Source organism: Burkholderia sp. BCC1644 (genome assembly GCF_902833225.1).
GTDB lineage: Bacteria > Pseudomonadota > Gammaproteobacteria > Burkholderiales > Burkholderiaceae > Burkholderia.
This window is the reverse complement of record NZ_CADFEI010000011.1, coordinates 153,232-178,943: the sequence shown is the minus strand read 5'-3', so window position 1 is coordinate 178,943 and position 25,712 is coordinate 153,232. Positions and strand designations below refer to the sequence as shown.

The window sequence follows — 25,712 nt, the reverse complement described above, 5'->3', positions numbered from 1 at the left end:
GCGTCAGGCGGACGGCCGCGCGGCGAACAGCGTCTGCTTGATCCGCTGCAACGTACGGTACGGTGTCACGAAATGCAGCAGGTTCTTGGCGAGGCCGGCCCAGTCGTACGGGTTCAGCACGTTGAAATGGCTCAGCAGCAGCGTGAGCGTCGACACCAGCTGGCGCCGGCGCTTGGTCGCACTGATCCCGCCCTCGTTCAATTCGTAATACAGGCCGAGTTCCGGCAGGTTCGCGCAATCGTAGCGTTGCATTAACCGTAAAAAAAGATCGAGATCCTCGGCCGCGCGGTATTTCGCGCGATAGTTGCCGACCTCGCGCACGGCGTCGATGCGCAGCATCACGGACGGGTGCACGAGCGGCGAGCGCAGGAAGCGGGTGCGGCGCAGCGTGCGCGGATCGGTGGGCGGCGTCAGCATGAAGCGCGGTTCGCCGGCGCGCGACACGACCTGCGTCCACATGCCGACGCAGGCCACGCGCGGATGGGTGCCGAGATACGCGCGCTCCTTCGCGAGGCGCTGCGGCGCGGCCAGGTCGCCCGCGTCGATGCGGGCCGCATAGCGGAAGCCGCGCGCCGCGAGCGCGTCGATGCCGGCCGCGAGGGCGCGCTCGATGCCGCCGTTCCGCGGCATGCGCAGCACCTCGATCGCGAGGCCCGGCAGGTCGGGCGCGACGATCGGCGGCGTGCTGCCGTCGTCGACGATCAGCACGTGCACGGGCGCCTCCTCGCGAAACGACGCGAGGGTCCGTACGACGTCGTCGTGCCCGTTGTAGGCCGGCAGCAGCACGGCCACGTCGTCGAGCGGGGGCGGGTAATCGGGGGACATCATGTTCGCAGCTTGAAACGGATGTAATAAAAATTGACGGCGGCCGCGGCCAGGTAGCCGGCCGCCAGCCCGACGAGCGCGCCGTACAGGCCGAGCCGGGGGATCGCGAACAGGTTGACGACCGCGGCGATCGCCAGCGCGAGCAGCCATTTCGACAGCAACACGAATTTTGCTTGATATTTGAGAACGATAAGATTGCCTATCGCCTCGATGCCGGCCGGCACGGACAGCCAGACGGCCCAGCGGAAGATGTCGACCGACGCCTCGTAGCCCTGGCCGAACACCTTGCCGACGATCAGCGGGGCGGCTGCGTCCAGCACGAGCGCGCCGGCCGTCATCAGCCCGGCCGTCATCGCGATCAGCCGGACGATGTTGCGGCGCAGCCGCGCGACGTCTTGCACGCGGTAGACGAAGGCGGGCGCGATCGTCTGCGCGAGCATCAGCGCGAGCGTGATCCAGTTCTCGTTGAGCTGCTGCGCGGCCGAGTAGCGGCCGAGATCGGCGAACGACACGTGACGCTCGAGCATCAGGCGGTCGAGCTTCAGGAACAGGTACATGCAGATGAGCCCCAGCCAGAACACGGTGCCGGCCGTTGCAAAGTGCCTGAACAGCGGTTTATCGAACGTCCAGCCGAGGGTGCCGCCGTTACGATGCCGGTAGTACAGCAGCAGCGCGAAGCCGATCGCGGCGGCCTCGAGCGCCCACAGCCACGCGAAGCGGGCGGGGCCGGCGGCCGCGCGGACCAGCAGCCACACGAGCAGCGCCTTCGCGAGCGCCGTGACCATGCTGGTGACGAGCTGCGGCTTGCTGTAGGTCATGCTCTGCAGCCACGCGTTGATCACGCCGACGAACGGCTCGCGGAACACCATCGTGACGGCGAGGCCCGCGAGCATCGCGCCGACCAGCGGATCGAAGGCGCCCGCGGCGATCGCGATCCAGGTCGCGACGAGCGCGGCCACCGACACGGCGATGCGCAGCGCGAACGCGCTGCCGAGCACCGCGCCGAGCTGGGCGGGCGGACGCTGGACGATGGTCGGGACGAGGATTTCCGCGCCGCACACCCAGGTGAGCGGCGCCAGTACCAGGAGGAGCGTATTCGCATACTGCCATTTGCCGAACACATCTGGCCCGAAATAACGGGCCAGCAGGCCGCTGATCGCGATCGCGACGCCGATCTGCGTGAGCCGTTCGAGCCCCAGCCAGACGAGGTTCGCGACGGCTTTCGCGACGTCCGGGTTGCCGAAGCGCTTCAGCATGCGCAGCGGCGGCACGCGCAGAGGGCGGCCGGCAGGGCGCCCGAAGGCTGCGGGTTGGCTGCGGCGGAGCGGCTAGGCATTAAAATGGGCGGCATGCGCGTCATCAAAACCCGCGATTATAAGTGGGATCGCGCCCGCTCCAGCCGTTCCGTTCCTTGTTTTGCGGGGCCGCATGTATCATGCGCGGCACCGGCGAGAGGCGGCCAGCCAAGCCAGACAATTTTCCATGCACGCAACTGAGAGAGAAGAGAATCGATGATCTCCCAATCCATCTTCAAGGCATATGACATTCGTGGCGTGGTCGGCAAGACACTCGACGTCGACACGGCGCGCGGGATCGGCCGGGCATTCGGCAGCGAAGTGCGTGCGCAGGGCGGCGACGCGGTCGTCGTCGCGCGCGACGGCCGCCTGTCCGGGCCGGAACTCGTCGGCGCGCTCGCCGATGGCCTGCGTGCGGCCGGTGTCGACGTCGTCGACGTCGGCATGGTGCCGACGCCGGTCGGCTATTTCGCGGCGAACGTGCCGCTGGCGCTGAAGGGCGGCGAGCGCCGCGTCGATTCGTGCATCGTCGTCACGGGCAGCCACAACCCGCCCGACTACAACGGTTTCAAGATGGTGCTGCGCGGCGCCGCGATCTACGGCGAGCAGATCCAGGCGCTGTACCGCCGCATCGTCGACGAGCGCTTCGAGACGGGCAGCGGCACGTATGAAGAAATCGACGTCGCCGATCAGTACATCGCGCGCATCGTCGGCGACGTGAAGCTCGCACGGCCGCTGAAGCTGGTCGTCGACGCCGGCAACGGCGTCGCGGGCCCGCTCGCGACGCGCCTGTTCAAGGCGCTCGGCTGCGAACTCGTCGAGCGCTTCACCGACATCGACGGCACGTTCCCGAACCACCACCCCGATCCCGCGCACCCGGAAAACCTGCAGGACGTGATCCAGGCGCTGAAGGACACCGATGCCGAACTCGGCTTCGCGTTCGACGGCGACGGCGACCGCCTCGGCGTCGTCACGAAGGACGGCCAGATCATCTACCCGGACCGCCAGCTGATGCTGTTCGCGGAAGAAGTGCTGTCGCGCAACCCCGGCGCGCAGATCATCTACGACGTGAAGTGCACGCGTCACCTCGCGAACTGGATCAAGTCGAAGGGCGGCGAGCCGCTGATGTGGAAGACGGGCCATTCGCTCGTGAAGGCGAAGCTGCGCGAGACGGGCGCACCGCTCGCCGGCGAAATGAGCGGCCACGTGTTCTTCAAGGATCGCTGGTACGGCTTCGACGACGGCCTCTACACGGGTGCGCGCCTGCTCGAGATCCTCACGAAGACGGCCGACCCGAGCGCGCTGCTCAACGGGCTGCCGGACGCGATGAGCACGCCCGAACTGCAGCTGTGGCTCGACGAGGGCGAGAACTTCCGCCTGATCGACAAGCTGCAGAAGGAAGCGAAGTTCGACGGCGCCGAGGAAGTCGTGACGATCGACGGCCTGCGCGTCGAGTACCCGGACGGCTTCGGCCTCGCGCGTTCGTCGAACACGACGCCGGTCGTCGTGATGCGCTTCGAATCCGAGACGCAGGAAGGGCTCAAGCGCATCCAGGAGGACTTCCGCCGTGTGCTGACGGCCGCGAAGCCGGACGTCAAGCTGCCGTTCTGAGTGTTGGCGGCCCGCGGGCCGCCAACGGCGCGAGGGTCGATCCAATCGTCGCGCCATCCCCGAAAAGCGGCGCACGCCAAAGGCGTGCGGCCGCTTTTTGTCTGTCTGGACCCCCGGGCGGGATAAAATCCCCCCTTTATGCTTGTCGCCGGCTGCCAGCCGGCGTTTTTTCAGCGTGCAAAAGATCCTGATCGTGCGCGTGTCGTCGCTGGGCGACGTCGTGCACAACATGCCGGTGATCGCCGATATCCGGCGCCGCCACCCCGATGCGCAGATCGACTGGCTCGTCGAGGAAAGCTTCGTCGACCTCGTGCGGCTCGTCGACGGCGTGCGCAACGTGCTGCCGTTCTCGCTGCGCCGCTGGCGCAAGAGGCCGTTCTCGGGTGCCACGTGGCGCGAGATCCGCGCATTCCGCAGGCGCCTCGCGGCCGAGCAGTACGATCTCGTGATCGACTGCCAGGGCCTGATCAAGACGGCCTGGGTCGCGAGCTGGGCGCGCGGCCCGCTCGTCGGGCTCGGCAACCGTACCGACGGCGCCGGCTATGAATGGCCGGTGCGCTTCTTCTATCGCAAGCGCGTGCCGATCGAGCCGCGCACGCACGTCGTCGAGCGCTCGCGGCAACTGGTCGCGGCCGCGCTGGACGACCCGGCGCCGACGCCGGCCGATCCGGTCGACTTCGGCCTCGACACGCGTGCGGCGGCGCTCGCGGTGGCCGCGCTCGGCCTGAACCTGCCGGTGCCGTACGTGGTGTTCGTCCATGCGACGTCGCGCGCCGACAAGCAGTGGCCGGACGCCGCGTGGATCGAGCTCGGCCAGGCGCTCGTGCGGCGCGGCGCGTCGCTCGTGCTGCCGTGGGGCAACGACGCGGAGCGCGCGACCAGCGAGCGGCTCGCGAAGGAATTCGGCGATGCGGCGATCGTGCCGCCGAAGCTGTCGCTGCCGGCCGTGGTCGGGCTGATCGACGGCGCGGCCGCGACCGTCGGGGTTGATACAGGTCTGGTTCACATCGCGGCCGCGCTGAAGCGTCCGACGGTCGAACTGTACAATTTCGCGACGGCCTGGCGCACCGGCGGCTACTGGTCGCCGAACGTCGTCAATCTCGGCACGGCGGGGCAGCCCCCGTCGATCGCGCAGGTGAAGTCGGCGCTCGCGGGCTTCGGTCTCCTGTAACGCTGTCACATCCGCGAACCGATCATGAGCGAATCCCAGATCATCGAAGTCCCGTCCGCCGACTGGAGCGGACACAACCTGTCGGCGCCGCGCGAGCAGTTGCTGGCCGCCGTCGAGGAAGGCAAGGTGCTGTATTTCCCGCATCTGCGCTTCGCGATCGAGGGCGGCGAGGAAGCGCTGCTCGATCCGGCGCTCGCCGATCCGAAGCGCAAGAACATCAGCCTCGCGCCGAACGGCGGCGCGCTCGCCGGCGTGCTCGGCGACAGCGTCACGCAGTCGGCCGTGCGCGCGCTCGTCGCGCGCTTCCAGCAGCAGGCCGGCACGCTCGTCGACGGCCTCTTTCCCGAATACCGCGGCAAGCTGCGCGTCGCGCCGACCAGCCTGCGGCTGATGCAGGTCGAGACGCGCCAGACATCATGGCGCAAGGACGACAGCCGGCTGCACGTCGACGCGTTTCCTTCGCGGCCGAACTACGGCGAGCGCATCCTGCGCGTGTTCACGAACGTGAACCCGGCCGGCGTGCCGCGCGTATGGCGCGTCGGCGAGCCGTTCGAGGACGTCGCGAAGCGCTTCCTGCCGTCGATCAAGCCGCAACTGCCGGGTGCCGCGTGGCTGCTGAACCTGCTGCACGTGACGAAGTCGCCGCGCAGCGCGTACGACCACCTGATGCTGAACCTGCACGACAGCATGAAGGCCGATCTCGACTACCAGAAGACGAGCCCGCAGCAGACGATGCCGTTTCCGCCGGGTTGCGTGTGGATATGTTTCTCGGATCAGACTTCGCACGCTGTGATGTCCGGCCAGTTCATGCTCGAACAGACGTTCTTCCTGCCGGTCGACGCGATGGTCCGCCGCGAATGCGCGCCGCTCGGCATTCTCGAACGCCTGAAGGGCAGGGCGCTGGTTTGAGCGCGCACCTGCTTCGACGCAATACGGGGGCCGCCGCATGCTGAGGGTGATCTATCGCGCGCTGTGGTGGCTCGTCGCGCCTGCCGCGGTTATCCGGCTCTACCTGCGCTCGCGCAAGGAGCGCGGCTATCGCGAACATATCGGCGAGCGCTTCGGTCATGTGACGGGCCGCTCGCGCGACGACCGCGCGCCGCTGATCTGGGTGCACGCCGTGTCGGTCGGCGAGACGCGCGCCGCGCAGCCGCTGATCGACGCGCTGATGCACGCGCGCCCCGATGCGCGCATCCTGCTCACGCACATGACGCCGAGCGGCCGCGCGACCGGCGAACAGATCTTCGGCGATCGCGTGCTGCGCTGCTACCTGCCGTACGACATGCCGGGCGCGGTGCGGCGCTTCCTGCACGCGTGGCGGCCGACGCTCGGCCTCGTGATGGAAACCGAGGTGTGGCCGACGCTGATCGACGAGTGCCGTCGCGCGGACGTGCCGCTCGTGCTGACCAATGCGCGGATGTCCGCGCGTTCGTTCCGGCGCGCGGCGAAGTTCGGCGCGGCGACGCGCGACGTGTTCGGCGGTTTCTCGCGCGTGCTTGCGCAGAGCCCGGCCGATGCGGAGCGGCTGACGTCGCTCGGCGCGCGCAACGTGAGCGTGCTCGGCAACCTGAAGTTCGACATGACGACGCCGCCGGAACTCGCGGCGCGTGGCCATGCGTGGCGCGATGCGATCGGCGCGCGGCCCGTGTGGGTGGCCGCCAGCACGCGTGAGAACGAAGAAGCGCTGGTGCTGCAGGCGTTCGCGGAGATGCATACGCCCGACGCGCTGCTGGTGCTCGTGCCGCGTCATCCGCAGCGTTTCGCGGAGGTCGAGGCGCTCGTCGCGCGCAGCGGGCTCAAGTGCGTGCGCCGTTCCGTCTGGGCGGCCGACGCGGCTGCACTCGCGGCCGGCCAGACGGCTGCCGAGCCGTTGCCGGGCGACGTGACGGTCCTGCTCGGCGATTCGATGGGCGAGCTCGGCGCGTATTACGCGGCCGCCGATATCGCGTTCATCGGTGGCAGCCTGCTGCCGCTCGGCGGCCAGAACCTGATCGAAGCGTGCGCGGTCGGCGTGCCGGTGCTGATCGGGCCGCACGTGTTCAATTTCACGCAGGCGACCGCCGACGCGGTCGCGGCCGGTGCGGCGATGCAGGTCGCGGATCCGCTCGATCTCGCGCACGTGCTCGACGCGCTGTTTGCCGACAAGGCGCGGCGTATCGCGATGGGTGCGGCCGGCGCGGCCTTCGCATCGCGTCACCGCGGCGCGACCGCGCGTACGGTCGACGTGCTCGCGGCGCTGCTGCCGCCCGCCGAACGCGGCGAGCGCATGCTGCAGGGCGCGCCGGGCGCGGCTTCCGACGACGAATAGACGACGGGCGGCGCAAGGCCGCCCGCGTACGCGTTGCGGCGACATGCGCCGCCGCAACGCAGCTCAGACCGTCAGCAATCCCTTCTTCTCGATGAACGCGATCACGTCCGCGACGCCTTCGAGCGCCTTCAGGTTCGTCATCACGTAAGGCCGTTCGCCGCGCATCTTCCGCGTGTCGGACGCCATCACGTCGAGGTTTGCGCCGACCAGCGGCGCGAGGTCGGTCTTGTTGATCACGAGCAGGTCGGACTTCGTGATGCCGGGGCCGCCCTTGCGTGGAATCTTCTCGCCGCCGGCGACGTCGATCACGTAGATCGTCAGGTCCGACAACTCGGGGCTGAAGGTTGCCGCGAGATTGTCGCCGCCCGATTCGATGAACACGATGTCGGCGTCCGGAAAGCGCGACAGCATCCGGTCGACGGCTTCGAGGTTGATCGACGCATCTTCCCGAATCGCCGTGTGCGGGCAGCCGCCCGTCTCGACGCCCATGATGCGTTCCTCGGGCAGCGCGCCAGCCACCGTCAGCAGCCGCTGGTCTTCCTTCGTATAGATGTCGTTCGTGATCGCGACGAGGTCGTACTTGTCGCGCATCGCCTTGCACAGCATTTCGAGCAGCGTGGTCTTGCCGGAGCCCACAGGGCCGCCGATGCCGACGCGCAGCGGCGGCAGTTTCTTCGTGCGGCGGGCGGAGGAGGGAGCAGGTGCGTTCATGGCGGGTAGCGTCGGGTTCAGGAGCGGAACAACCGCGAGTACTGGGTTTCGTGCCGCGCGGACAGGATGCCGAGCTGCGGCGCGAACGTGTTGACGGCGTCGGGCGGCGTCGCGAGCGCACGGCGCACGGCTGCGTCGATCGCGCCGCGCAGCGCGACGATGATGCGTTGCCCGGCGAGCTGGCCGAGCGGCACGGCCTTCAGCGCGGCGGACGTCTGGTTCTCGACCCAGCCGAATGCGTACGCGGCGAGCGTCGCGTCGGCGCCGGCGTCGTGCATCGCGGCCGCGTAGGCGAACGCGGTCGGCAGCGCGATCGGCGACAGCGACGCGAGCGTCGCGCGGCGCGCGGCATCGCCCCATTCGAGCGACGCGCACAGCTGCGCGAGCGACCAGCCCATCTGTTCGGTTTCGCGGCGCAGTTCCGCCGATTCGCGGCTCGCGACGAACCACGTGTTTTCGGCGGCAAGCGCGGGCGCGTCGTGCGCATGCCAGCGTGCGAGCTGGTGCGCGAGAAACGGCAACTCGCCGTGCGCGAGCACGTCGGTCAGGCCGCTGGCGATCCAGTCGCGTGCGGAATCGGCGTCGTGAATGAGGTTCGCGTCGAGCGCGGCTTCGAGGCCCTGCGAATAGCTGTACGCGCCGATCGGCAGCGCCGGCGACGCGAGGTGCAGCAGCGCGACGAGTTCAGTGGTGGTCATGGCCGTGGCCGTGCGTGCATCCGGGACCATGCTGATGATCGTGATCGTGATCGTGATCGTGATCGTGATCGTGATCGTGATCGTGCGAGTGCCCGTGATGTTCGCCGAATACCTGCTGCGCGAGGGCGTAATCCTCTGCGAACGTCGCATCGTGTCCATGCTTGTGGCCGCCACCGTACGCGCCGGCTTCCGGCTGGAACGGCGCGTGCGCTTCCTCGACCTGCGTGCCGAGTCGGCGCAGCATGTCGGCGAGCACCGGGTCGGCTTCGAGCTTCAGGTAACCGTCGCCGATCTCGACCGGCGTGTGACGGTTGCCGAGGTGATACGCGGCGCGCATCAGCGTGAGCGGCTCGGCCGCGCGCACGAGCAGCACGGTTTCGGGCGCCGCGGCGATGCGCACGAGCGCGCCGTCGTCGGCGACGAGCACGTCGCCGTCGCGCAGGATCGTGCCGCGCGGCAGCAGGACCGCGACTTCCTCGCCGGTGTCGAGCGTCGCCGCGAGGCGGCTCTTGCAGCGGGCTTCATAGGCGAGCGTGAGTGTCGGCGCGCGTGCGACGAGCGACGCGGCGAGTTTCACGTTCGGGGCAATACGTTTGTCGAGGGTGCGCATGAAACGGGGAACCGGAAATCAGAACAGGAAATAGCGCTGCGCCATCGGCAGCACCGTCGCCGGCTCGCAGGTGAGCAACTGGCCGTCGGCGATCACGTCGTAGGTTTCGGGATCGACGCTGATCGACGGGCGCCACGCGTTGTGGATCATGTCGGCCTTCGTCACGTTGCGGCAGTTGCGCACGGGCACGACCTGCTTCGCGAGGCCGTAGCGTTGCGCGATGCCCGCATCGGCCGCCATCTGCGACACGAAGGTCAGCGACGTGCGGGCGAGCGCACCGCCGCGCGTCGCGAACATCTCGCGATAGTGGACCGGCTGCGGCGTCGGGATCGACGCATTCGGGTCGCCCATCTGCGCCATCGCGATCATCCCGCCCTTCAGGATCATCGACGGCTTGATCCCGAAGAACGCCGGTTCCCACAGCACGAGGTCGGCCCATTTGCCGGGTTCGATCGAGCCGACTTCGTGCGCGATGCCGTGCGTGATCGCCGGATTGATCGTGTACTTCGCGACGTAGCGCTTCGCGCGGAAGTTGTCGTTGCGTGTGGTGTCTTCCGGCAGCGCGCCGCGCTGCACCTTCATCTTGTGCGCGGTCTGCCACGTGCGGATGATCACTTCGCCGACGCGGCCCATCGCCTGCGAATCGGACGACAGCATCGACAGCGCGCCGAGATCGTGCAGGATGTCCTCGGCCGCGATCGTCTCGCGGCGGATCCGCGATTCGGCGAACGCGAGATCCTCGGCGATCGACGGATCGAGGTGATGGCACACCATCAGCATGTCGAGATGCTCGTCGAGCGTGTTGATCGTGTACGGGCGCGTCGGGTTGGTCGACGACGGCAGCACGTTCGACTCGCCGCACACCTTCAGGATGTCGGGCGCATGGCCGCCGCCCGCGCCTTCGGTGTGGTACGTGTGGATCGTGCGGCCCTTGAATGCGGCGACGGTCGATTCGACGAAGCCGCCTTCGTTCAGCGTATCGGTGTGGATCGCGACCTGCGTGTCGGTGTCGTCGGCGACCGACAGGCAGTTGTCGATCGCCGCGGGCGTCGTGCCCCAGTCCTCGTGCAGCTTCAGCCCGATCGCGCCGGCCGCGATCTGCTCGACGAGCGGTTCCGGCAGGCTAGCGTTGCCCTTGCCGAGAAAGCCGAGGTTGATCGGCCAGCCGTCGGCGGCCTGCAGCATCCGCTCCATGTGCCACGGGCCCGGCGTGCAGGTCGTCGCGTTGGTGCCGGTGGCCGGCCCGGTGCCGCCGCCGAGCATCGTCGTGACGCCCGATGCGAGCGCCTCGTCGATCTGCTGCGGGCTGATGAAGTGGATGTGCGTGTCGATGCCGCCGGCCGTCACGATCAGCCCTTCGCCGGCGATCACTTCGGTCGCGGCGCCGATCGCGATCGTCACACCGGGTTGAATGTCGGGGTTGCCGGCCTTGCCGATCGCGGCGATGCGGCCGTGCTTGATTGCGATGTCGGCCTTCACGATGCCCCAGTGATCGAGGATCACCGCGTTCGTGATGACCGTGTCGGGCACCTCGGCCGCCACGCGCTGCGACTGGCCCATCCCGTCGCGGATCACTTTCCCGCCGCCGAATTTCACTTCCTCGCCGTAGGTGGTGAAGTCGCGTTCGATTTCGATCAGCAGTTCGGTATCGGCGAGCCGGACGCGGTCGCCCGTCGTCGGCCCGAACATTTCCGCGTACGCGCGGCGGCTCAAGCGTAGTGTCATGTCGTGCTGTTCCTGAAGAGCGGGGCGCGGCTTACAGCGGCCCCATCACCTTGCCCTGAAAACCGTAGACGGCGCGATCGCCTGCGAGTGCGACCAGTTCGACGGTGCGCGTCTGGCCCGGCTCGAAGCGCACGGCCGTGCCGGCCGCGATGTTGAGCCGGAAGCCGCGCGCGGCCGCACGGTCGAACGACAGTGCGTCGTTGACTTCGAAGAAGTGGTAGTGCGAGCCGACCTGCACCGGGCGGTCGCCGGTGTTCGCGACGACGAGCGCGAGCGTTTCGCGTCCCGCGTTCAGTTCGTGTTCGCCGTCGTCGGTGAGGATTTCGCCGGGGATCATGCGGGGCCTCACGGAATCGGGTGATGGACGGTCACGAGCTTCGTGCCGTCGGGGAAGGTCGCTTCGACCTGGATGTCCGGAATCATCTCCGGCACGCCGTCCATCACGTCGTCGCGCGTGAGCAGCGTCGTGCCGTAGTGCATCACCTCGGCGACCGTCTTGCCGTCGCGCGCGGCTTCCATCAGCGCGGCGGTGATGAAGGCGACCGCCTCCGGATAGTTGAGCTTCAGGCCGCGTGCGCGACGGCGCTCGGCCAGCAGCGCCGCCGTGAAGATCAGCAGCTTGTCCTTCTCTCGGGGAGTCAGTTTCATGAAGGCAGACGTTCAGGAAAACGTAATTTTTATCGGCGCGCACGCAACCGGGCGAACGCGCGGGTCATCGTAGCATCGCGCTGTTTTGCGTGCGTCGTGTATCGCTTATGTAAGGAGCAAGGCGCGTGCCATGCCTGTCGCATGGTGCGCGATGCGCGTTCGTGGTGCGCCGTGCATGGGTAACGTGCAGCGTTTGATGCAGTGCTGCGCCGAAACGGTGCGCGGCGCGAACGCGCTCAGGTTTGCCAGAGGCGCAGCGGCCGTGCGTCGACGCCGTGCACGATCGGGCGCAGATGCAGCCAGCAGTCGGTGAAGTGGCGCTGCAGCGCTTCCATCGATGTCGACAGCGCGCGCACGAGCACGACGCCCGGTGTCACGCAGGTCGCGCCCGCGCGCAGCGTGTCGTCGAACGGCATCCGCGTTGCGAGCGACTCGGCCAGCGCGGCGTCGCACGCGGCGCCGACGGCCCACAGCGTGCCGTATGCGGGAAAGCCGGCGAGGCCCTGCAGCGCGCCGCGCAGCGGATCGTGCGCGTCGAGCAGCGCGCGTTCGGTCCAAAGCGGCCGGCCGTCGGCATCGACGAGCGCCGAGGTCGACGCGATGCGTCCTGCCGACCAGGTTTCGCCTGCCGCCTGCCGGCCGAGCTGCGTCGCGTCCCAGCCGATCGCGCTCGCGTCCGCGCCGAGCGTCACCGTGAAATCGAGCGACGCATGCGATGCGTCGAAGAACAGGTTGTTCTGCGGCAGCCAGTCGAGCTTCGCGTCGCGGCCGACCGTGATGCCGATGCGCTGCGTCGCGTCGAGGCCGTTCGACTTGTACCACTTGGTTGCGCCGGGCGTCGTCAAAACCGCATGCGTGCCGTCGCCGAGCGCGATGTCGATGTCGAGCCGGTCGCCGCCCGCGACGCCGCCCGGTGGATGGACGATCACCGCATGGCAGATCGCGTCGCCTTCCGGGTACAGCGGCCGCTGCACGCGCAGCGGGCCGTCATGCAGCCGGTGCACGAGCGTCGTGCGCGCGCCGTGCCGCTCGAAGCCGAGTTCGAGGCGGCCGCGCCACGACTTGGCGACGGCGGGGCGGGACAGCGTGGCGTGCGAATCGGGGGCGGACATCGGCGGCGAACGGGAAACGAGGGAAACGGGCGCGAAGAACGTGGATGCTACCGGAACAATAATGCAGATGCCGCGTTCGTTGGAAGCGCCGCGTGCGGGCGCGTCGCGAACCGGCCGCCGGTACCCGTTGCGGTGCCTACCGCCGTGCCTACCGCCGTGCCTACCGCCGTGTCTATCGCGGTGCCTACCGCCGTGCCGCGCATCACACCGCGATCAGTTCGCGCACGCCGTTCGTCTCCATGTCGTGCGCGTCGCCGCCCGCGACGATCTCGCCGCGGCTCATCACCCAGTAGCTGTCCGCGATCGATTGCGCGAAGTCGTAATACTGTTCGACGAGCAGCACGGTCATCCTCGATTCGTCGACGAGCTGGCGCAGCGTGCGGCCGATGTCCTGGATGATCGACGGCTGGATGCCTTCGGTCGGCTCGTCGAGGATCAGCAACTGCGGCTCGCTCATCAGCGCGCGGCCGATCGCGAGCTGCTGCTGCTGGCCGCCCGACAGGTCGCCGCCGCGCCGCGCGCGCATGTCCTTCAGCACCGGGAACAGGTCGTAGATGCGGTCGGGTACCTTCGACGGCGCCTTGCGGCTCGCCGCGCCGACGAGCAGGTTTTCCTCGACGGTCAGCCGCGGAAAGATGTCGCGACCCTGCGGCACGTACGCGAGCCCGGCCGCGACGCGCGCATACGGCGGCAGCGCACCGAGCGCGGTGCCGCGCCACGACACGCTGCCGCTTTTCGCGGCGACGACGCCCATCAGGCAGCGCAGCAACGTGCTCTTGCCGACGCCGTTGCGGCCGAGCAGCACGGTGAGCTTGCCGTCGTCGGCGGCGAGGTTCACGTTGCGCAGGATGTGGCTGCCGCCGTAGTACTGGTTCAGTGCTTCGATCTTCAGCATCGCATCATCGTCCGAGATAAGACTCGATCACCGCGTCGTCGCGCTTGACCTGGTCGAGCGTGCCCTGCGCGAGCACCGCGCCTTCGGCCATCACCGTCACGCGGCCCGTGTCGCCCGCGAGTGCCGCGACGAATTCCATGTCGTGCTCGACGACCATCATCGAGCAGGTGCCGCGCAGCGTGTTCAGCAGTTCGGCGAGTTCCATCGTCTCGTGGTCGGTCATCCCGGCCGCCGGCTCGTCGAGCAGCAGCAGGGCGGGGCGCTGCATCAGCAGCATGCCGATCTCGAGCCGCTGCTTCTGCCCGTGCGACAGTTCGCCGGCTGCACGGTATGCGTGACTTTCGAGGCCGATCAACGCGAGCGTTTCCTCGATCTTCGCCTGCGCCGAGCGGTCGAGCCGCGCGCGCAGCGATGCGAGCCAGCCCTTGTCGGTCTGCATCGCGAGTTCGAGGTTTTCCCACACCGGATGCTGTTCGAACACGGTCGGCTTCTGGAACTTGCGGCCGATGCCCGCGCGTGCGATCTCGGGCTCGCTCATCCGCGCGAGGTCGAGCGTCTGGCCGAGAAATACGCTCCCGGCGTCGGGGCGCGTCTTGCCGGTGACGACATCCATCATCGTCGTCTTGCCCGCGCCGTTCGGGCCGATCACGCAGCGCAGCTCGCCCGCGTCGATCGCGAGCGACAGCTTCTTCAGCGCACGAAAGCCGTCGAAGCTCACCTCGATATCCTCGAGGTAGAGGATCGTGCCGTGCGACGTGTCGATGCCTTGCGGCACCACGCGCCCCATCGACGCGGAGCCGCTGACGGCGAGCAGTTCGTCTTCGGGCGGCGGCGTGAACTGGTACAGGGCCGTTCCGTTCATGCGCGTTTCCCTTTCGCGATCAAGGTTTCGACGAGGCCCATGATCCCGCGCGGCAGCAGCAGCGGCACGAGCACGAAGATCAGGCCGAGGAAGAACAGCCAGTATTCGGCGAAGTACGCGGTAAACAGGCTCTTCGCGCCGTTCACCGCGAACGCGCCGACGATCGGCCCGATCAGCGTGCCGCGTCCGCCTACCGCGACCCAGATCGCCATTTCGATCGAGTTGCCGGGCGACATCTCGCCGGGATTGATGATGCCGACCTGCGGCACGTACAGCGCCCCTGCGATGCCGCACAGCACGGCCGACACGGTCCACACGAACAGCTTGTACGCGAGCGGGCTGTAGCCGAGGAACATCAGCCGCGTCTCGCCGTCGCGCACCGCGGTGACGACGCGCCCGAGCTTGCTCGTGACGATCGCGCGCGCGGCGATGAACGACAGCACGAGCGTCGCGAACGTCAGCAGCAACAGCACCGTGCGCGTGCCGGGCGACGTGATCGCGAAGCCCGCGATGCGCTTGAAGTCGGTGAAGCCGTTGTTGCCGCCGAAGCCCGTCTCGTTGCGAAAGAACAGCAGCATCGCGGCGAACGTCAGCGCCTGCGTGATGATCGACAGGTATACGCCCTTCACGCGGGAACGGAACGTGAAGAAGCCGAACACCCAGGCGAGCACGGCCGGCGCGAGCACGACGAGCGCGAGCGCCCACGCGAGGTGCTGCGTGCCGCTCCAGTACCACGGCAACTGGTGCCAGTCGAGAAACACCATGAAGTCGGGCAGGTCGCTGCCGTACTTGCCGTCGCGGCCGATCTCGCGCATCAGGTACATGCCGATCGCATAACCGCCGAGCGCGAAGAAGAGGCCATGGCCGAGGCTCAGGATTCCGCAGTAGCCCCACACGAGATCGAGCGCGAGCGCGGCGATCGCGTAGCACATCAGTTTGCCGGCGAGCGTCATCGCGTATGCGGACAGATGGAACGCGCTCGCTTCGGGCGCGACGAGCGCGGCGAGCGGCACGCCGATGCCGATCGCGATGCACAACGCGACGAGCGCGAGCCATGCGCGGCGCGACAGCAGCGCCGGGCGCGGCGGCAGGCCGAGCGCGAAGCCGTCGGCCGCGCGCGCGGCGGCAGCGGGCTTGGGTGAATCGGCGACCGGGTTCGACAGCGAATCGGTGAATGAAGTCACGTCAAGCCTCCGCGCTGCGGCCCTTCGGGGCGAACATGCCCTGCGGGCGTTTCTGGATGAACAGCACGATCATCACGAGCACCGCGATCTTCGCGAGCACGGCGCCCCAGAACGGCTCGATCGCCTTGCTCGCGAGGCCGAGCCCGAAGCCGCCGAGCACGGTGCCGGCGATCTGCCCGACACCGCCGAGCACAACCGCCATGAACGAATCGATGATGTAGTTCTGGCCGAGGTCGGGGCCCACGTTGCCGATCTGCGACAGCGCGCAGCCGCCGAGGCCGGCGATGCCCGCGCCGAACGCGAACGCATACGCGTCGACGCGAGCGGTCTTCACGCCGACGCATGCGGCCATCCGGCGGTTCTGCGTGACCGCGCGCACGAACAGGCCGAGCCGCGTCTTCGTCAGCACGGCCCATGCGATGAAGACCACCGCGAGCGCGAACGCGAGGATCGCGAGCCGGTTGTAAGGCAGGATCAGGTTCTGCATCACCGTCACGCCGCCGCTCATCCACGACGGGTTCACGACCTGCACGTTCTGCGCGCCGAACAGCATGCGCGTCGCCTGGATCAGGATCAGGCTCACGCCGAACGTCGCCAGCAGCGTTTCGAGCGGGCGGCCGTACAGGTGCCGCAGCACGAGACGTTCGAGCACGATGCCGACGAGTGCGGCCGTGACGAACGACACGGGCACGGCGACGAGCGGATACCAGTCGAATGCGCCGGGCGCGTAGCGCTGGATCAGCGTCTGCACGACATAGGTTGCGTACGCACCGATCATCAGGAATTCGCCGTGCGCCATGTTGATCACGCCGATCAGCCCGTAGGTGATCGCGAGGCCGAGCGCGGCGAGCAGCAGCACGCTGCCGAGCGACAGGCCCGCGAACAAGGTGCCGACGATCTCGCCGCGGCGCTGCAGCGTGTGCAGTGCGTCGAGCCCTTGCTGCGCGGCGTCGCGCACACGCGCGTCGGGTTCCGCGGAGCTGCCGTCGGCATTCTTCGCGACGAGCGGGCGCAGCTGTTCGATCATGTCGAGGTCGCGGCGCGCGGCCACCACCTGCACGGCTTCGAGGCGCTTCGCCGGATCGGCATCGTGCAGCGCGGCGATCGCCCACAGTGCGTCGAGGCGGCGCTTCAACGCGGGGTCGGTTTCCTTCGCGCGGGCGCGGTCGATCATCGGCTTGAGCGCCGGGTCGGGCGACTTCAGCAGCGCATCGATCGCGTCGCGTCGCGCGGCGACGTCGGGCGATGCAAGCGCGAGGCCCGACAGCGCGCCCGCGATCTTCGTGCGCAGCAGGTTGTTCAGCATCACGGGCTGCGCATCGCCGGCCGGCATCGCGGCCTGCGTGAGCGCGTCGTGTGCGGTGTCGCCGGTCTGGATCAGCAAGCGGCCGTCGCCGGTCGCGAGCGCGTCGCCGCTCGACAGTGCATTGAGCACCGCGACGGCGCGCGGATCGGTGTCGGCGGCGAGGCGCTCGATCGCGGACTCCTTCGCGTCGAAGTCGTCGCCGGCGAGCGCGGCGGTATCGGCCGCCGTCAGCGCGAATGCGGCGTGCGGCAGCATGCCCGCGAGGGCGGCGCACGCGACGATCGCGACGGCGGCGCGGCGAAAGCGTGTAGGCATCGGGAGATCCTGTCGGCGTAGGGAGGCGGATTCATGCACCGATGTGCCGGCCGGCGCATCGGTGCATGCGTGCGAGCGGGGCAGCGCGCCGGTGCGCGCGCCCCTGCATCGCGTCAGGCCAGCGCCGTGCGCTGCCGGCGCAGGAACGCCGGGATCGACGTGACGATGTCCGGCTTGCCCTGGTTGCCCGCGATGAACGGGCTCCACGGTTGCGCGCGCACCGCGGTCTTGGTCTTCCACACGACGTTGAATTGCCCGTCGCCGCGAATCTCGCCGATCATCACCGGCTTGTGCAGGTGATGGTTGCCGTCCATCGCGAGCGTGAAGCCCGACGGCGCGGCGACGGTCTGGCCGATCATCGCGACGCGCACCTTGTCGACGTCGGTGCTCTTCGCCTTCTCGACGGCCTGCTTCCACATGTGGATGCCGACGTAGGTCGCTTCCATCGGGTCGTTGGTCACGCGCTTCGCGCCGCCCGGCAGGTTGTTCGCCTTCACCCATGCGGCGAACTGATCCTTGAACTTCGTGTTGGTCGGGTTCTTCACTGACATGAAGTAGTTCCACGCGGCGAGGTGGCCGACGAGCGGCTTCGTATCGATCCCGCGCAGTTCTTCCTCGCCGACCGAGAACGCGACGACCGGCACGTCGGTCGCCTTGATCCCCTGGTTGCCGAGTTCCTTGTAGAACGGCACGTTCGAGTCGCCGTTGATCGTCGAGATCACGGTCGTCTTGCCGCCTTGAGAGAAATTCTTGATGTTCGCGACGATGGTCTGGTAATCGCTGTGGCCGAACGGCGTGTAGACCTCCTGAATATCGGTATCCTTCACGCCCTTCGATTTCAGGAATGCACGCAGGATCTTGTTGGTCGTGCGCGGGTACACGTAGTCGGTGCCGAGCAGGAAGAAGCGCTTCGCGCCGCCGCCTTCCGCGCCCATCAGGTACTCGACGGCCGGAATCGCCTGCTGGTTCGGCGCGGCGCCCGTGTAGAACACGTTGCGCGACATTTCCTCGCCCTCATACTGCACCGGGTAGTAGAGCAGCCCGTTCAGCTCCTCGAACACCGGCAGCACGGACTTGCGCGACACCGACGTCCAGCAGCCGAACACGCACGCCACCTTGTCCTGCGTGAGCAACTGGCGCGCCTTCTCGGCGAACAGCGGCCAGTTCGACGCGGGATCGACCACCACGGGCTCGAGCTTGCGGCCCATCACGCCGCCGCTCTTGTTGATGTCGGCGATCGTCATCAGCGCGGTGTCCTTCAGCGACGTCTCCGAGATCGCCATCGTGCCCGACAGCGAATGCAGGATGCCGACCTTGATCGGGCCGGTGCCCGCATCGGCGGCGTGCGCGAACGGGCTCTTGCCCGCCAGCGCGAGCGCGCCGGCCATCGAACCGAACTTCAACAGACTGCGACGTTTCATCGGGATCCCCTTGTCGTGTTGGATGCGCGTGCGCCGTGGCGGCGCCTGCCATCGTGTAACGCAAGGCATGTGCCAGTCGCGCGGATGCACGCCGGGCGTGCCTGTGCGGGGCGTTCCGGGGCGTCGGGGTGGTGCGGATGATGCGTCGTGCAGCATCCGCGGTCCGTTGCGGTGCAGGCGCGCGGGCGCAAATGGTGCACGGTCGGGGGCGCTGCGCCGCTGCGCGTCGGCGGCGGCGTGCGGAAGGAGACGGAGCGGGGCGGAAAAGAGCAACGGGCACGCGATGCGTGCCCGTTCGGCGGATCAGTGCGGCCGGCGGCAGTGTGCCGGGCGGCGAGGCGGCGCGCGATGCGCCGCCGGACAGGTCAGTAACGCGGCACGGACGGATCGACGTCGCGCGACCACGCGTCGATCCCGCCTTGCAGGTTGTACAGCTTCGTGAAGCCGCGCGATTCGAGGAACATCGCGACCTGCGCGCTGCGCATCCCGTGATGGCACACGCAGACGATTTCCGTTTCGTCGTCGAGCTCCTCGCTGCGCGCGGGAATCTGCTGCATCGGGATCGACACGCTGCCGGCGATCTGCGCGGTCGCGATTTCCCACGGCTCACGCACGTCGAGCACGACCGGTGCGGGGCGCGTCGCATCGCCGAGCCATTCCGCGAGCATCGCGGGCGTCAGGATCTGCATGGAGGCTCCGCTGCTCAGAACTTGAAGCGCGACGGCTCGATCGCGTTGACGAGGTGGTCGATGTACGTTTCGAACACGTCGGCGACGCGGTACTGCTTGTCGTCGATGCGCGTGATGATCTGCGCCTTCATCACCGGACGGCCGCCGACGAATGCCGACAGGCGGCCGCCGACCTTCAGTTGCTCGAGCATCTCCTGCGGCACGACGGGCAGGCCGCCCGCGACGCAGATCACGTCGTACGGCGCCTTGCCGGCCCAGCCCCGCGAACCGTCGCCGAGCACGACTTCAGCGTTGGTCACGCCGTCGTTGCGCAGGTTGTCTTCCGCGAACTTCGCGATCGTCGGATCGATCTCGACGGCCGTCACGTGCTGTGCGCGATGGGCGAACAGGGCGGCCAGGTAGCCCGAACCCGCGCCGATCAGCAGCACGTTCTCGTGCTTCTTGACCGTCAGCTCCTGCAGCACGCGCGCTTCGACGCGCGGGAACAGCATCTTGCTGGTGCCGCCGGGCAGCGGCAGTTCGAGGTCGGCGAACGCGATATCGCGGTATTCGGCCGGAACGTAGTTTTCACGCTTGACGATCGACAGCAGGCCCAGGACGTCCAGATCCAGCACGTCCCACGGCCGGATCTGTTGTTCGATCATGTTGAAACGCGCGTTTTCGATATTCATGGTGTGGTCACGCAGCCTGGTCGGCCATCAGCGGGGATAGAGAAACTTCGTGATTGTACCAAACGGGGCGGCTGCGAAGCCTTCAGGCGGCCTGCAACAGACCCTTACCCTTTGCTCTTCTTGATCTGCGCCTCGAATGCGAGGTCGAGCTTGCTCGCCTTGCGCGGTTTTTTGGGGCCGAATTCATCGACGAACTTGACGAACTCGTCGAGCGGCAGCGGCTCGCAGCGCTTCTCGGTGGTGCCGCCGGAGCGGTCGACGAGATAGAACAGGCCGCCCGCCATCGCGACGGCCGCGAATTGCGGGTTGCCGGAGCGGGTCTTCAGGCGTTCGACGGCGTAGGTCGCTTTGGTGGTGCGCATCGTGCGGGTTCTGGCGGAACGTAAGCCCCACACTGTATCAAACCGGCGGCCCGCATGCGGCCGGCGCGGGTGTCAGACGGTGCGCGAGTAGCGCTGCTGCGGCGTCTGGCCCAGATACGCGTCGAACGCCATCGCGATGTTGCGCACGACCATCCGGCCGGCCGGATGGATCGTCAGGCGGTCGCCCGCGATCGTCAGCAGCCCGTCGCGCTCGAACGGGCGCAACGCGTCGAGCTCGCGCGCGAAATGATCGGCGAAGCGGATGCCGTGCGCGGCCTCGACGTGCGAGAACGGCAGGTCGAGGTTGCACATCAGTTGTGTGATCACGTCGCGGCGCAGCCGGTCGTCGGGCGTGAGCCGCACGCCGCGCGCGATCGGCAGCCGGCCCGCGTCGAGGGCGGCGCCGTAGGCGGGCAGATCCTTCGCGTTCTGCGCGTAGACGTCGCCGACCTTGCCGATCGACGACACGCCGAAGCCGACGAGATCGGTATCCGCGCGCGTGCTGTAGCCCTGGAAATTGCGCTGCAGCGTGCCGTTGCGCTGCGCGCGCACGAGCTCGTCGGACGGCCGCGCGAAGTGGTCCATTCCGATGTACACGTAGCCGGCCGACGTCAGCATGTCGATCGCGAGGCCGAGCAGCGCGATGCGCGTTTCGGGCGGCGGCAGCGTCGCATCGTCGATCTGCCGCTGCATCTTGAACAGGTGCGGCATGTGCGCGTAGCCGAACACCGACAGGCGATCGGGCGCGAGCTCGATGATCGTCTCGAGCGTGCGCGCGAACACGGCGACGGTCTGGTGCGGCAGCCCGTAGATCAGGTCGACGCTCACCGAATGAAAGCCCGTCGCGCGGGCGGCGGCGAGCAGGTCGGCCGTCATCGCGAGCGGCTGGATGCGGTTGATCGCCTGCTGCACGACCGGATCGAAATCCTGCACGCCGAGGCTCAGCCGGTTGAAGCCGATCGTGCGCAGGTGCACGAGGGTCGCGGGCGTGACCGTGCGCGGATCGATCTCGATCGAGAACTCGGCGTCGGCGTCCGGCGCGAGCGCGAAGTGCTCGCGGGTGGCCGCCATCAGCTCGGCCGTTTCGTCGTCGGACAGGAAGGTCGGCGTGCCGCCGCCCCAGTGCAGCTGCGTGACGGGGCGGGACGGATCGAACAGCGCGGCCTGCAGCGCCATCTCGCGCTTGAGCTGGTCGAGATACGGGCGGGCGCGGCGGTGGTTGTTGGTCGCGATCTTGTTGCAGCCGCAGTAGAAGCACGCGGTGTTGCAGAACGGGATGTGGAAGTACAGCGACAGCTCGCTCGACGACGCACCGGGGTCGCCGGCCGCGCGCACGTAGTCGGCCGGGTCGAAATCGTCGCGGAACTGCAGCGCGGTGGGGTATGACGTATAGCGCGGCCCGTTCGCGCCGTATTTCGCGAGCAAATCGGGACGGAACATTGTGTCGGCAGAACCAGAACTCATGACGGTCTCGCGCTTTTTAGATGCTTTCGAGTATATAAACGCGCGATTCGGCTGCATTGTGTAATAACGTCGCAGCCGGCGATGGCACAATGCGGGGTGGGGCTGCCGGACGCCGCGTCCGGTTGCCGCACCGTTTTTGTTGTTTGTCGAGAGAGCCGAGTGTCCGTCGAATTGCCTGTCCGCCTGGCGCCCGCCGATGTCCCGCCGCATGCGTGCCGCGAGGGTTGCGGCGCGTGCTGCATCGCGCCGTCGATTTCCAGCCCGATTCCGGGCATGCCCGGCGGCAAGCCGGCCGGCGTGCGCTGCGTGCAGCTCGGCGGCGACCTGCGCTGCATGATCTTCGGCCGGCCCGAGCGCCCCGCGTGCTGTTCCGGGCTGCAGCCGTCCGCCGACATGTGCGGCGCGTCGCGCGACGACGCGCTCGCGTGGCTCACGCGCCTCGAGGCCGCGACGCAGCCGTCGTCGCATACAGGAGAGAGTTCAGCATGACCGCACCTCGCGCGCCCAGCCGGCGCCGTTTCCTTGCCGTATCCATCGGCGCCGTCGGCGTGTGCATCTCGCTCGCTGCCTGCGCGTCGACGTTCCCGTTCATCCCCGATCACTACACGTTCTCGCGCGGCGACGTGCAGAAGGCCGTCGGCCGCAAGTTCCCGTACCAGAAGACGGTCGCGCAGGTCGTCGACGTGTCGCTCGCGAACCCGGCCGTCAACCTGCTGCCCGACCAGAACCGCGTCGCGGTGCAGCTCGACGCGCATTTCGCGAGCCCGTTTTTGCGCGCGCCCGTCAGCGGCAAGTTCACCGTGTCGGGCCAGCTCGCGTACGACGCGCCGAGCCGCTCGGTCGTGCTGAAGGCGCCGGCCGTCGACAGCCTCGTGCTCGACGGCGACGCGCAGATGTATGCGCAGCAGGTCGGCGCGGCCGCCGGCCTGCTCGCGACGCAGTTGCTGACCAACTATCCGATCTACACGTTCAAGCCCGAACAGCTGCAATTTGCCGGGGTGAACTACGAACCCGGTACAATTACGATTCTTACAAACGGCATACGCGTGGCGATCGTCGAAAAGTGACGACGGACCGCGCGTGGCCGGGCGGGCCGCGCGTGGAAGAGTGGCCCTTTCTTTCGACCATTTCGGAGTTGGGCCACGGATGGACTGGATCCTGATCTGCAAGGCATTGATCCTCGGCGTCGTCGAGGGGCTGACGGAATTCCTGCCGGTGTCGAGCACCGGTCACCTGATCGTCGCGGGCAGCTTCCTGAATTTCAACGATTCGCACGCGAAAACCTTCGACGTCGTGATCCAGTTCGGCGCGATTCTCGCGGTCTGCTGGGAATACCGGCAACGGATCGCGTCCATCGTGTCCGGGCTGCCGAGCCGGCCCGACGCGCGGCGCTTCACGCTGAACGTCGTGATCGCGACGATTCCCGCGATCGCGCTCGGCCTCCTGTTCGAGAAGAAGATCAAGGCCGTGCTGTTCTCGCCGGTGCCCGTCGCGTTCGCGCTGGTCGTGGGCGGTGCGATCATCCTGTGGGCCGAGGCGCGGCAACGCGAACGCAGCGAGCCGCCGCGCGTGCTGTCGGTCGATGCGCTGACGCCGCTCGATGCGTTGAAGGTCGGCCTTGCGCAGTGCTTCGCGCTGGTGCCTGGCATGTCGCGCTCGGGCTCGACGATCATCGGCGGGATGCTGTTCGGTCTCGACCGGCGTGTGGCCACCGAATTCTCGTTCTTTCTCGCGATCCCGATCATCTTCGGCGCGACGCTCTATGAAACCGTGAAGGACTGGCAGGCGTTCACCGTCGATTCGCTCGGCCTGTTCGCGCTCGGGCTCGTCGCGGCGTTCGTCAGCGCGTTCGTGTGCGTGCGCTGGCTCCTGCGCTACGTCGCGACGCACGATTTCACGGTGTTCGCGTGGTACCGGATCGCGTTCGGGCTGTTCGTGCTGCTGGTCGGTTACAGCGGCTGGCTCAACTGGGCGTGATGCCGATACGGCGGCCGATGCGCCACCGATAAAAAAAGGCCCGATCGGCAGATGCCGGTCGGGCCTTTTTCCATTCGGGGCAGCGGCGAGTCGTTCAGCCTGCGCGCTTGCGGAACACCAGGTCCCACACGCCGTGGCCGAGCCGCAGCCCGCGCCGTTCGAACTTCGTCACCGGGCGGTAGTCGGGGCGCGGTGCGTAGTCGGCGGCCGTGTTCTCGAGCGTCGGCTCCGCGCCGAGCACTTCCAGCATCTGTTCGGCGTAGTTCTGCCAGTCGGTCGCGCAGTGGATGTACGCGCCCGGCTTCAGGCGCGACGCGAGATGCGCGACGAGCGGCGGCTGGATCAACCGGCGCTTGTGGTGGCGCGCCTTGTGCCACGGATCGGGGAAGAAGATGTGCACGCCGTCGAGGCTTTCCGGCGCGAGCATGTGCTCGAGCACTTCGACCGCGTCGTGCTGGATGATGCGGATGTTCGGCAGATCCTGCTCGCCGATCAGCTTCAGCAGCGCGCCGACGCCCGGCTCGTGCACTTCGACGCCGAGGAAGTCGTCGCCCGGGCGGTGCGTGGCGATTTCCGCGGTCGACGCGCCCATGCCGAAACCGATCTCGAGGATGCGCGGCGCGCTGCGGCCGAACACGTCATCCCAGTCGGGCAGTTCCGGCGCATACGGGACGACGAAGCGCGGGCCGAGGTCGTCAAGCGCACGGCGCTGGCCGGTCGACACGCGGCCGGCGCGTGTCACGAAGCTGCGGATGCGGCGGTGGTGCAGCGGGTTGACTGCGTCGGCGCCTTCGGCGGCTTCGTCGGTAATGGCGTCGTCGTGCGGCGGCAGGCCGGCTTCGTTCGGATCGTCGTGCATCATCGGTACAGAGAAAGGCTCGGTTGCGGGCGAGGGCATCGGGCGCGCGGGACGCGCCAGCGCGGTACAAAAAAGCCGCCTTCGACGAGGCGGCTGGCGCGCGGTTGCGGAACGTGGCGACGGGAGCGGCGATACGCCGTCAAGCCGTTGATCCTTAAGGATTTCCCGTTCAGCCAACCGGAAAGAGCCGGATTATGGACTGGTTTGATCCGACTGGCAAGGTTGCGTGGGCGGTGGCCGCGCTGCCGCTGGCCCGGCGTCGACGTGCTTCGGGTTGGGGCCATATGGAAAAAGGGCCGAAGCGCATGCCGCTTCGGCCCTCGTTTCAGCGAACGGATCTGTTGCGTGTCACGCGACGCGCTGGTCGAGCCGGCGGCGCGTGATCGCCTTGATCTGGTTCAGCGCGTAATCGAGTTCGAATGCGGTCTCGCGCGACACGCGGCTTTCCAGTTCGAAGAAGATGCCGGCTTTCGTGTAATGGCGCACGCAGATGATGAACGGGAAGCCGTGCTGCTCGCGGTACGCGCGGTTCATCCGCTGCAGGCGGATTTCCTCGTCGTCGGTCAGTGCGTCGAGGCCGGCGCTCGTCTGTTCGCTGACCGATGCATGCGTCAGCCCGCCGCCGCGCACGGCCTGTGCCGACAGTTCGGGGTGGCGATCGAAGAACGCCTTTTTCGCATCGATGCCGCGCGCGCGGATGCTGGCCATCATCGCGTCGTGCAGCGCGTCGACCGACGCGAACGGGCGCGCGGCCCACGCGTCTTCGGCAACGTCCGGCGAGTGCTCGAAGATGTCGCCGAGGGCTTGAACGAACTGATCCTTCGCCATCGCGTTGATCGCGGCGAGCTTGGTGGTGTCGAGTGAAGTCGAGGACATCGTCTGTAGGAACCTTCGAGCGGGAATGGAGGTTCCGAGTATAGGAATCGCGCCGGTGCGACCAGAAGTGGGCAAGTCCTATTGGCCGTATACCAGTCGGGGCATCGGCCCCGCACG

General features: G+C 68.0%; 27 protein-coding genes. 7 read left to right on the top strand and 20 right to left on the bottom strand.

The annotated features are described in order from the left end of the window. Positions 1 to 3: 3 nt before the first annotated feature. Positions 4 to 825 (bottom strand): glycosyltransferase, encoded by an 822-nt coding sequence (locus HWX87_RS22810; RefSeq protein WP_176049479.1) that lies wholly within the window; start codon positions 823 to 825, stop codon positions 4 to 6. Next, entirely contained in the window at positions 825 to 2,081 is a 1,257-nt protein-coding gene (locus HWX87_RS22805; protein ID WP_176049397.1) for an oligosaccharide flippase family protein, read from the bottom strand. The genes HWX87_RS22810 and HWX87_RS22805 overlap by 1 nt, the downstream gene beginning before the upstream one ends. 255 nt (positions 2,082 to 2,336) lie before the next feature. On the opposite strand from HWX87_RS22805, the gene HWX87_RS22800 reads away from it, so the two are divergent. From HWX87_RS22800 to waaA, 4 genes are all read left to right on the top strand, one after another. Then, the gene (locus tag HWX87_RS22800; protein WP_176049396.1) at positions 2,337 to 3,731 is read left to right on the top strand and encodes a phosphomannomutase/phosphoglucomutase; all 1,395 of its coding nucleotides are present in this window, start codon (positions 2,337 to 2,339) and stop codon (positions 3,729 to 3,731) included. Positions 3,732 to 3,906: 175 nt separating this feature from the next. Continuing rightward, on the top strand, positions 3,907 to 4,902 hold the full coding sequence (gene waaC / locus HWX87_RS22795; RefSeq protein WP_176049395.1) for a lipopolysaccharide heptosyltransferase I: 996 nt from the start codon (positions 3,907 to 3,909) through the stop codon (positions 4,900 to 4,902). 24 nt (positions 4,903 to 4,926) lie between these two features. Then, positions 4,927 to 5,811 (top strand): Kdo hydroxylase family protein, encoded by an 885-nt coding sequence (locus tag HWX87_RS22790; protein ID WP_176049394.1) that lies wholly within the window; start codon positions 4,927 to 4,929, stop codon positions 5,809 to 5,811. 37 nt (positions 5,812 to 5,848) lie between these two features. Beyond that, entirely contained in the window at positions 5,849 to 7,210 is a 1,362-nt protein-coding gene (waaA, locus tag HWX87_RS22785) for a lipid IV(A) 3-deoxy-D-manno-octulosonic acid transferase (protein ID WP_176049393.1), read from the top strand. Positions 7,211 to 7,273: 63 nt separating this feature from the next. Here waaA and ureG read toward each other — a convergent pair whose 3' ends face one another. The 16 genes from ureG to hemN all read right to left on the bottom strand — a co-directional run bounded on the left by ureG (position 7,274) and on the right by hemN (position 21,883). Then, on the bottom strand, positions 7,274 to 7,921 hold the full coding sequence (gene ureG / locus HWX87_RS22780; protein WP_176049392.1) for an urease accessory protein UreG: 648 nt from the start codon (positions 7,919 to 7,921) through the stop codon (positions 7,274 to 7,276). Between the two features lie 17 nt (positions 7,922 to 7,938). Next, positions 7,939 to 8,619: an urease accessory protein UreF gene (locus HWX87_RS22775; protein ID WP_176049391.1), complete on the bottom strand. Its 681-nt coding sequence runs from the start codon at positions 8,617 to 8,619 to the stop codon at positions 7,939 to 7,941. Then, positions 8,606 to 9,229, bottom strand: coding sequence for an urease accessory protein UreE (ureE, locus tag HWX87_RS22770; protein ID WP_176049390.1), 624 nt, complete (start codon positions 9,227 to 9,229; stop codon positions 8,606 to 8,608). Before ureE ends, HWX87_RS22775 begins: the two co-directional genes overlap by 14 nt. A gap of 18 nt (positions 9,230 to 9,247) precedes the next feature. Then, complete coding sequence (gene ureC / locus HWX87_RS22765) at positions 9,248 to 10,954, bottom strand: urease subunit alpha (protein WP_176049389.1); 1,707 nt, start codon at positions 10,952 to 10,954, stop codon at positions 9,248 to 9,250. Positions 10,955 to 10,985: 31 nt separating this feature from the next. Continuing rightward, positions 10,986 to 11,291: an urease subunit beta gene (locus HWX87_RS22760; RefSeq protein WP_176049388.1), complete on the bottom strand. Its 306-nt coding sequence runs from the start codon at positions 11,289 to 11,291 to the stop codon at positions 10,986 to 10,988. Between the two features lie 8 nt (positions 11,292 to 11,299). Then, positions 11,300 to 11,602, bottom strand: a complete 303-nt coding sequence (gene ureA, locus HWX87_RS22755) for an urease subunit gamma (protein ID WP_006406310.1) — start codon at positions 11,600 to 11,602, stop codon at positions 11,300 to 11,302. 236 nt (positions 11,603 to 11,838) lie between these two features. Then, complete coding sequence (locus HWX87_RS22750; RefSeq protein ID WP_176049387.1) at positions 11,839 to 12,714, bottom strand: urease accessory protein UreD; 876 nt, start codon at positions 12,712 to 12,714, stop codon at positions 11,839 to 11,841. Between the two features lie 202 nt (positions 12,715 to 12,916). Next, a complete protein-coding gene (gene urtE, locus HWX87_RS22745) occupies positions 12,917 to 13,609 on the bottom strand; it encodes an urea ABC transporter ATP-binding subunit UrtE (RefSeq protein WP_176049386.1) in 693 nt (230 codons plus the stop codon). Positions 13,610 to 13,613: 4 nt separating this feature from the next. Then, on the bottom strand, positions 13,614 to 14,471 hold the full coding sequence (gene urtD / locus HWX87_RS22740) for an urea ABC transporter ATP-binding protein UrtD (protein ID WP_176049385.1): 858 nt from the start codon (positions 14,469 to 14,471) through the stop codon (positions 13,614 to 13,616). Next, positions 14,468 to 15,655, bottom strand: coding sequence for an urea ABC transporter permease subunit UrtC (gene urtC, locus HWX87_RS22735; RefSeq protein ID WP_176049384.1), 1,188 nt, complete (start codon positions 15,653 to 15,655; stop codon positions 14,468 to 14,470). Before urtC ends, urtD begins: the two co-directional genes overlap by 4 nt. 1 nt (position 15,656) lies before the next feature. Next, positions 15,657 to 17,276 carry an urea ABC transporter permease subunit UrtB gene (gene urtB / locus HWX87_RS22730; protein ID WP_176049383.1) on the bottom strand — a complete coding sequence of 540 codons (1,620 nt, stop codon included), beginning with the start codon at positions 17,274 to 17,276 and terminating at the stop codon, positions 15,657 to 15,659. Positions 17,277 to 17,389: 113 nt separating this feature from the next. Beyond that, positions 17,390 to 18,697, bottom strand: a complete 1,308-nt coding sequence (gene urtA, locus HWX87_RS22725) for an urea ABC transporter substrate-binding protein (RefSeq protein ID WP_176049382.1) — start codon at positions 18,695 to 18,697, stop codon at positions 17,390 to 17,392. A gap of 365 nt (positions 18,698 to 19,062) precedes the next feature. Next, positions 19,063 to 19,386: a rhodanese-like domain-containing protein gene (locus tag HWX87_RS22720; protein WP_176049381.1), complete on the bottom strand. Its 324-nt coding sequence runs from the start codon at positions 19,384 to 19,386 to the stop codon at positions 19,063 to 19,065. A gap of 14 nt (positions 19,387 to 19,400) precedes the next feature. Continuing rightward, on the bottom strand, positions 19,401 to 20,057 hold the full coding sequence (locus HWX87_RS22715; protein WP_176049380.1) for a protein-L-isoaspartate O-methyltransferase: 657 nt from the start codon (positions 20,055 to 20,057) through the stop codon (positions 19,401 to 19,403). A gap of 104 nt (positions 20,058 to 20,161) precedes the next feature. Continuing rightward, complete coding sequence (locus HWX87_RS22710; RefSeq protein ID WP_176049379.1) at positions 20,162 to 20,419, bottom strand: hypothetical protein; 258 nt, start codon at positions 20,417 to 20,419, stop codon at positions 20,162 to 20,164. Positions 20,420 to 20,491: 72 nt separating this feature from the next. Beyond that, positions 20,492 to 21,883, bottom strand: coding sequence for an oxygen-independent coproporphyrinogen III oxidase (gene hemN / locus HWX87_RS22705; protein WP_176049378.1), 1,392 nt, complete (start codon positions 21,881 to 21,883; stop codon positions 20,492 to 20,494). 159 nt (positions 21,884 to 22,042) lie between these two features. Here hemN and HWX87_RS22700 point away from each other — a divergent pair, with 159 nt between their 5' ends. The 3 genes from HWX87_RS22700 (at position 22,043) to HWX87_RS22690 (ending at position 23,860) form a co-directional block, all read left to right on the top strand. Continuing rightward, positions 22,043 to 22,372, top strand: a complete 330-nt coding sequence (locus tag HWX87_RS22700) for a YkgJ family cysteine cluster protein (RefSeq protein ID WP_244137729.1) — start codon at positions 22,043 to 22,045, stop codon at positions 22,370 to 22,372. Next, positions 22,369 to 22,950: a DUF1439 domain-containing protein gene (locus tag HWX87_RS22695; protein WP_176049377.1), complete on the top strand. Its 582-nt coding sequence runs from the start codon at positions 22,369 to 22,371 to the stop codon at positions 22,948 to 22,950. Before HWX87_RS22700 ends, HWX87_RS22695 begins: the two co-directional genes overlap by 4 nt. Before the next feature lie 79 nt (positions 22,951 to 23,029). After that, positions 23,030 to 23,860: an undecaprenyl-diphosphate phosphatase gene (locus HWX87_RS22690; protein WP_176049376.1), complete on the top strand. Its 831-nt coding sequence runs from the start codon at positions 23,030 to 23,032 to the stop codon at positions 23,858 to 23,860. Between the two features lie 94 nt (positions 23,861 to 23,954). Here the strand turns inward: HWX87_RS22690 and trmB are convergent, their stop codons facing one another. Together trmB and uraD are read right to left on the bottom strand one after the other, a co-directional pair. Next, positions 23,955 to 24,722 (bottom strand): tRNA (guanosine(46)-N7)-methyltransferase TrmB, encoded by a 768-nt coding sequence (trmB, locus tag HWX87_RS22685; protein ID WP_176049375.1) that lies wholly within the window; start codon positions 24,720 to 24,722, stop codon positions 23,955 to 23,957. Between the two features lie 345 nt (positions 24,723 to 25,067). Continuing rightward, positions 25,068 to 25,595: a 2-oxo-4-hydroxy-4-carboxy-5-ureidoimidazoline decarboxylase gene (gene uraD / locus HWX87_RS22680; RefSeq protein ID WP_176049374.1), complete on the bottom strand. Its 528-nt coding sequence runs from the start codon at positions 25,593 to 25,595 to the stop codon at positions 25,068 to 25,070. Positions 25,596 to 25,712: the final 117 nt, after the last annotated feature.

Excerpts from the sequence above, each read along its gene's own strand:
- HWX87_RS22690 (WP_176049376.1), top strand. The coding sequence starts at position 23,030 with ATGGACTGGATCCTGATCTGCAAGGCATTGATCCTCGGCGTCGTCGAG.
- urtB (WP_176049383.1), bottom strand. The coding sequence starts at position 17,276 with ATGCCTACACGCTTTCGCCGCGCCGCCGTCGCGATCGTCGCGTGCGCC.
- ureC (WP_176049389.1), bottom strand. The coding sequence starts at position 10,954 with ATGACACTACGCTTGAGCCGCCGCGCGTACGCGGAAATGTTCGGGCCG.
- uraD (WP_176049374.1), bottom strand. The coding sequence starts at position 25,595 with ATGTCCTCGACTTCACTCGACACCACCAAGCTCGCCGCGATCAACGCG.
- HWX87_RS22720 (WP_176049381.1), bottom strand. The coding sequence starts at position 19,386 with ATGCAGATCCTGACGCCCGCGATGCTCGCGGAATGGCTCGGCGATGCG.
- HWX87_RS22750 (WP_176049387.1), bottom strand. The coding sequence starts at position 12,714 with ATGTCCGCCCCCGATTCGCACGCCACGCTGTCCCGCCCCGCCGTCGCC.
- waaA (WP_176049393.1), top strand. The coding sequence starts at position 5,849 with ATGCTGAGGGTGATCTATCGCGCGCTGTGGTGGCTCGTCGCGCCTGCC.
- urtA (WP_176049382.1), bottom strand. The coding sequence starts at position 18,697 with ATGAAACGTCGCAGTCTGTTGAAGTTCGGTTCGATGGCCGGCGCGCTC.
- ureA (WP_006406310.1), bottom strand. The coding sequence starts at position 11,602 with ATGAAACTGACTCCCCGAGAGAAGGACAAGCTGCTGATCTTCACGGCG.
- HWX87_RS22810 (WP_176049479.1), bottom strand. The coding sequence starts at position 825 with ATGTCCCCCGATTACCCGCCCCCGCTCGACGACGTGGCCGTGCTGCTG.
- hemN (WP_176049378.1), bottom strand. The coding sequence starts at position 21,883 with ATGAGTTCTGGTTCTGCCGACACAATGTTCCGTCCCGATTTGCTCGCG.
- trmB (WP_176049375.1), bottom strand. The coding sequence starts at position 24,722 with ATGATGCACGACGATCCGAACGAAGCCGGCCTGCCGCCGCACGACGAC.
- HWX87_RS22790 (WP_176049394.1), top strand. The coding sequence starts at position 4,927 with ATGAGCGAATCCCAGATCATCGAAGTCCCGTCCGCCGACTGGAGCGGA.
- ureE (WP_176049390.1), bottom strand. The coding sequence starts at position 9,229 with ATGCGCACCCTCGACAAACGTATTGCCCCGAACGTGAAACTCGCCGCG.
- HWX87_RS22695 (WP_176049377.1), top strand. The coding sequence starts at position 22,369 with ATGACCGCACCTCGCGCGCCCAGCCGGCGCCGTTTCCTTGCCGTATCC.
- urtE (WP_176049386.1), bottom strand. The coding sequence starts at position 13,609 with ATGCTGAAGATCGAAGCACTGAACCAGTACTACGGCGGCAGCCACATC.
- HWX87_RS22760 (WP_176049388.1), bottom strand. The coding sequence starts at position 11,291 with ATGATCCCCGGCGAAATCCTCACCGACGACGGCGAACACGAACTGAAC.
- ureG (WP_176049392.1), bottom strand. The coding sequence starts at position 7,921 with ATGAACGCACCTGCTCCCTCCTCCGCCCGCCGCACGAAGAAACTGCCG.
- urtD (WP_176049385.1), bottom strand. The coding sequence starts at position 14,471 with ATGAACGGAACGGCCCTGTACCAGTTCACGCCGCCGCCCGAAGACGAA.
- HWX87_RS22800 (WP_176049396.1), top strand. The coding sequence starts at position 2,337 with ATGATCTCCCAATCCATCTTCAAGGCATATGACATTCGTGGCGTGGTC.
- HWX87_RS22710 (WP_176049379.1), bottom strand. The coding sequence starts at position 20,419 with ATGCGCACCACCAAAGCGACCTACGCCGTCGAACGCCTGAAGACCCGC.
- HWX87_RS22715 (WP_176049380.1), bottom strand. The coding sequence starts at position 20,057 with ATGAATATCGAAAACGCGCGTTTCAACATGATCGAACAACAGATCCGG.
- HWX87_RS22805 (WP_176049397.1), bottom strand. The coding sequence starts at position 2,081 with ATGCTGAAGCGCTTCGGCAACCCGGACGTCGCGAAAGCCGTCGCGAAC.
- HWX87_RS22775 (WP_176049391.1), bottom strand. The coding sequence starts at position 8,619 with ATGACCACCACTGAACTCGTCGCGCTGCTGCACCTCGCGTCGCCGGCG.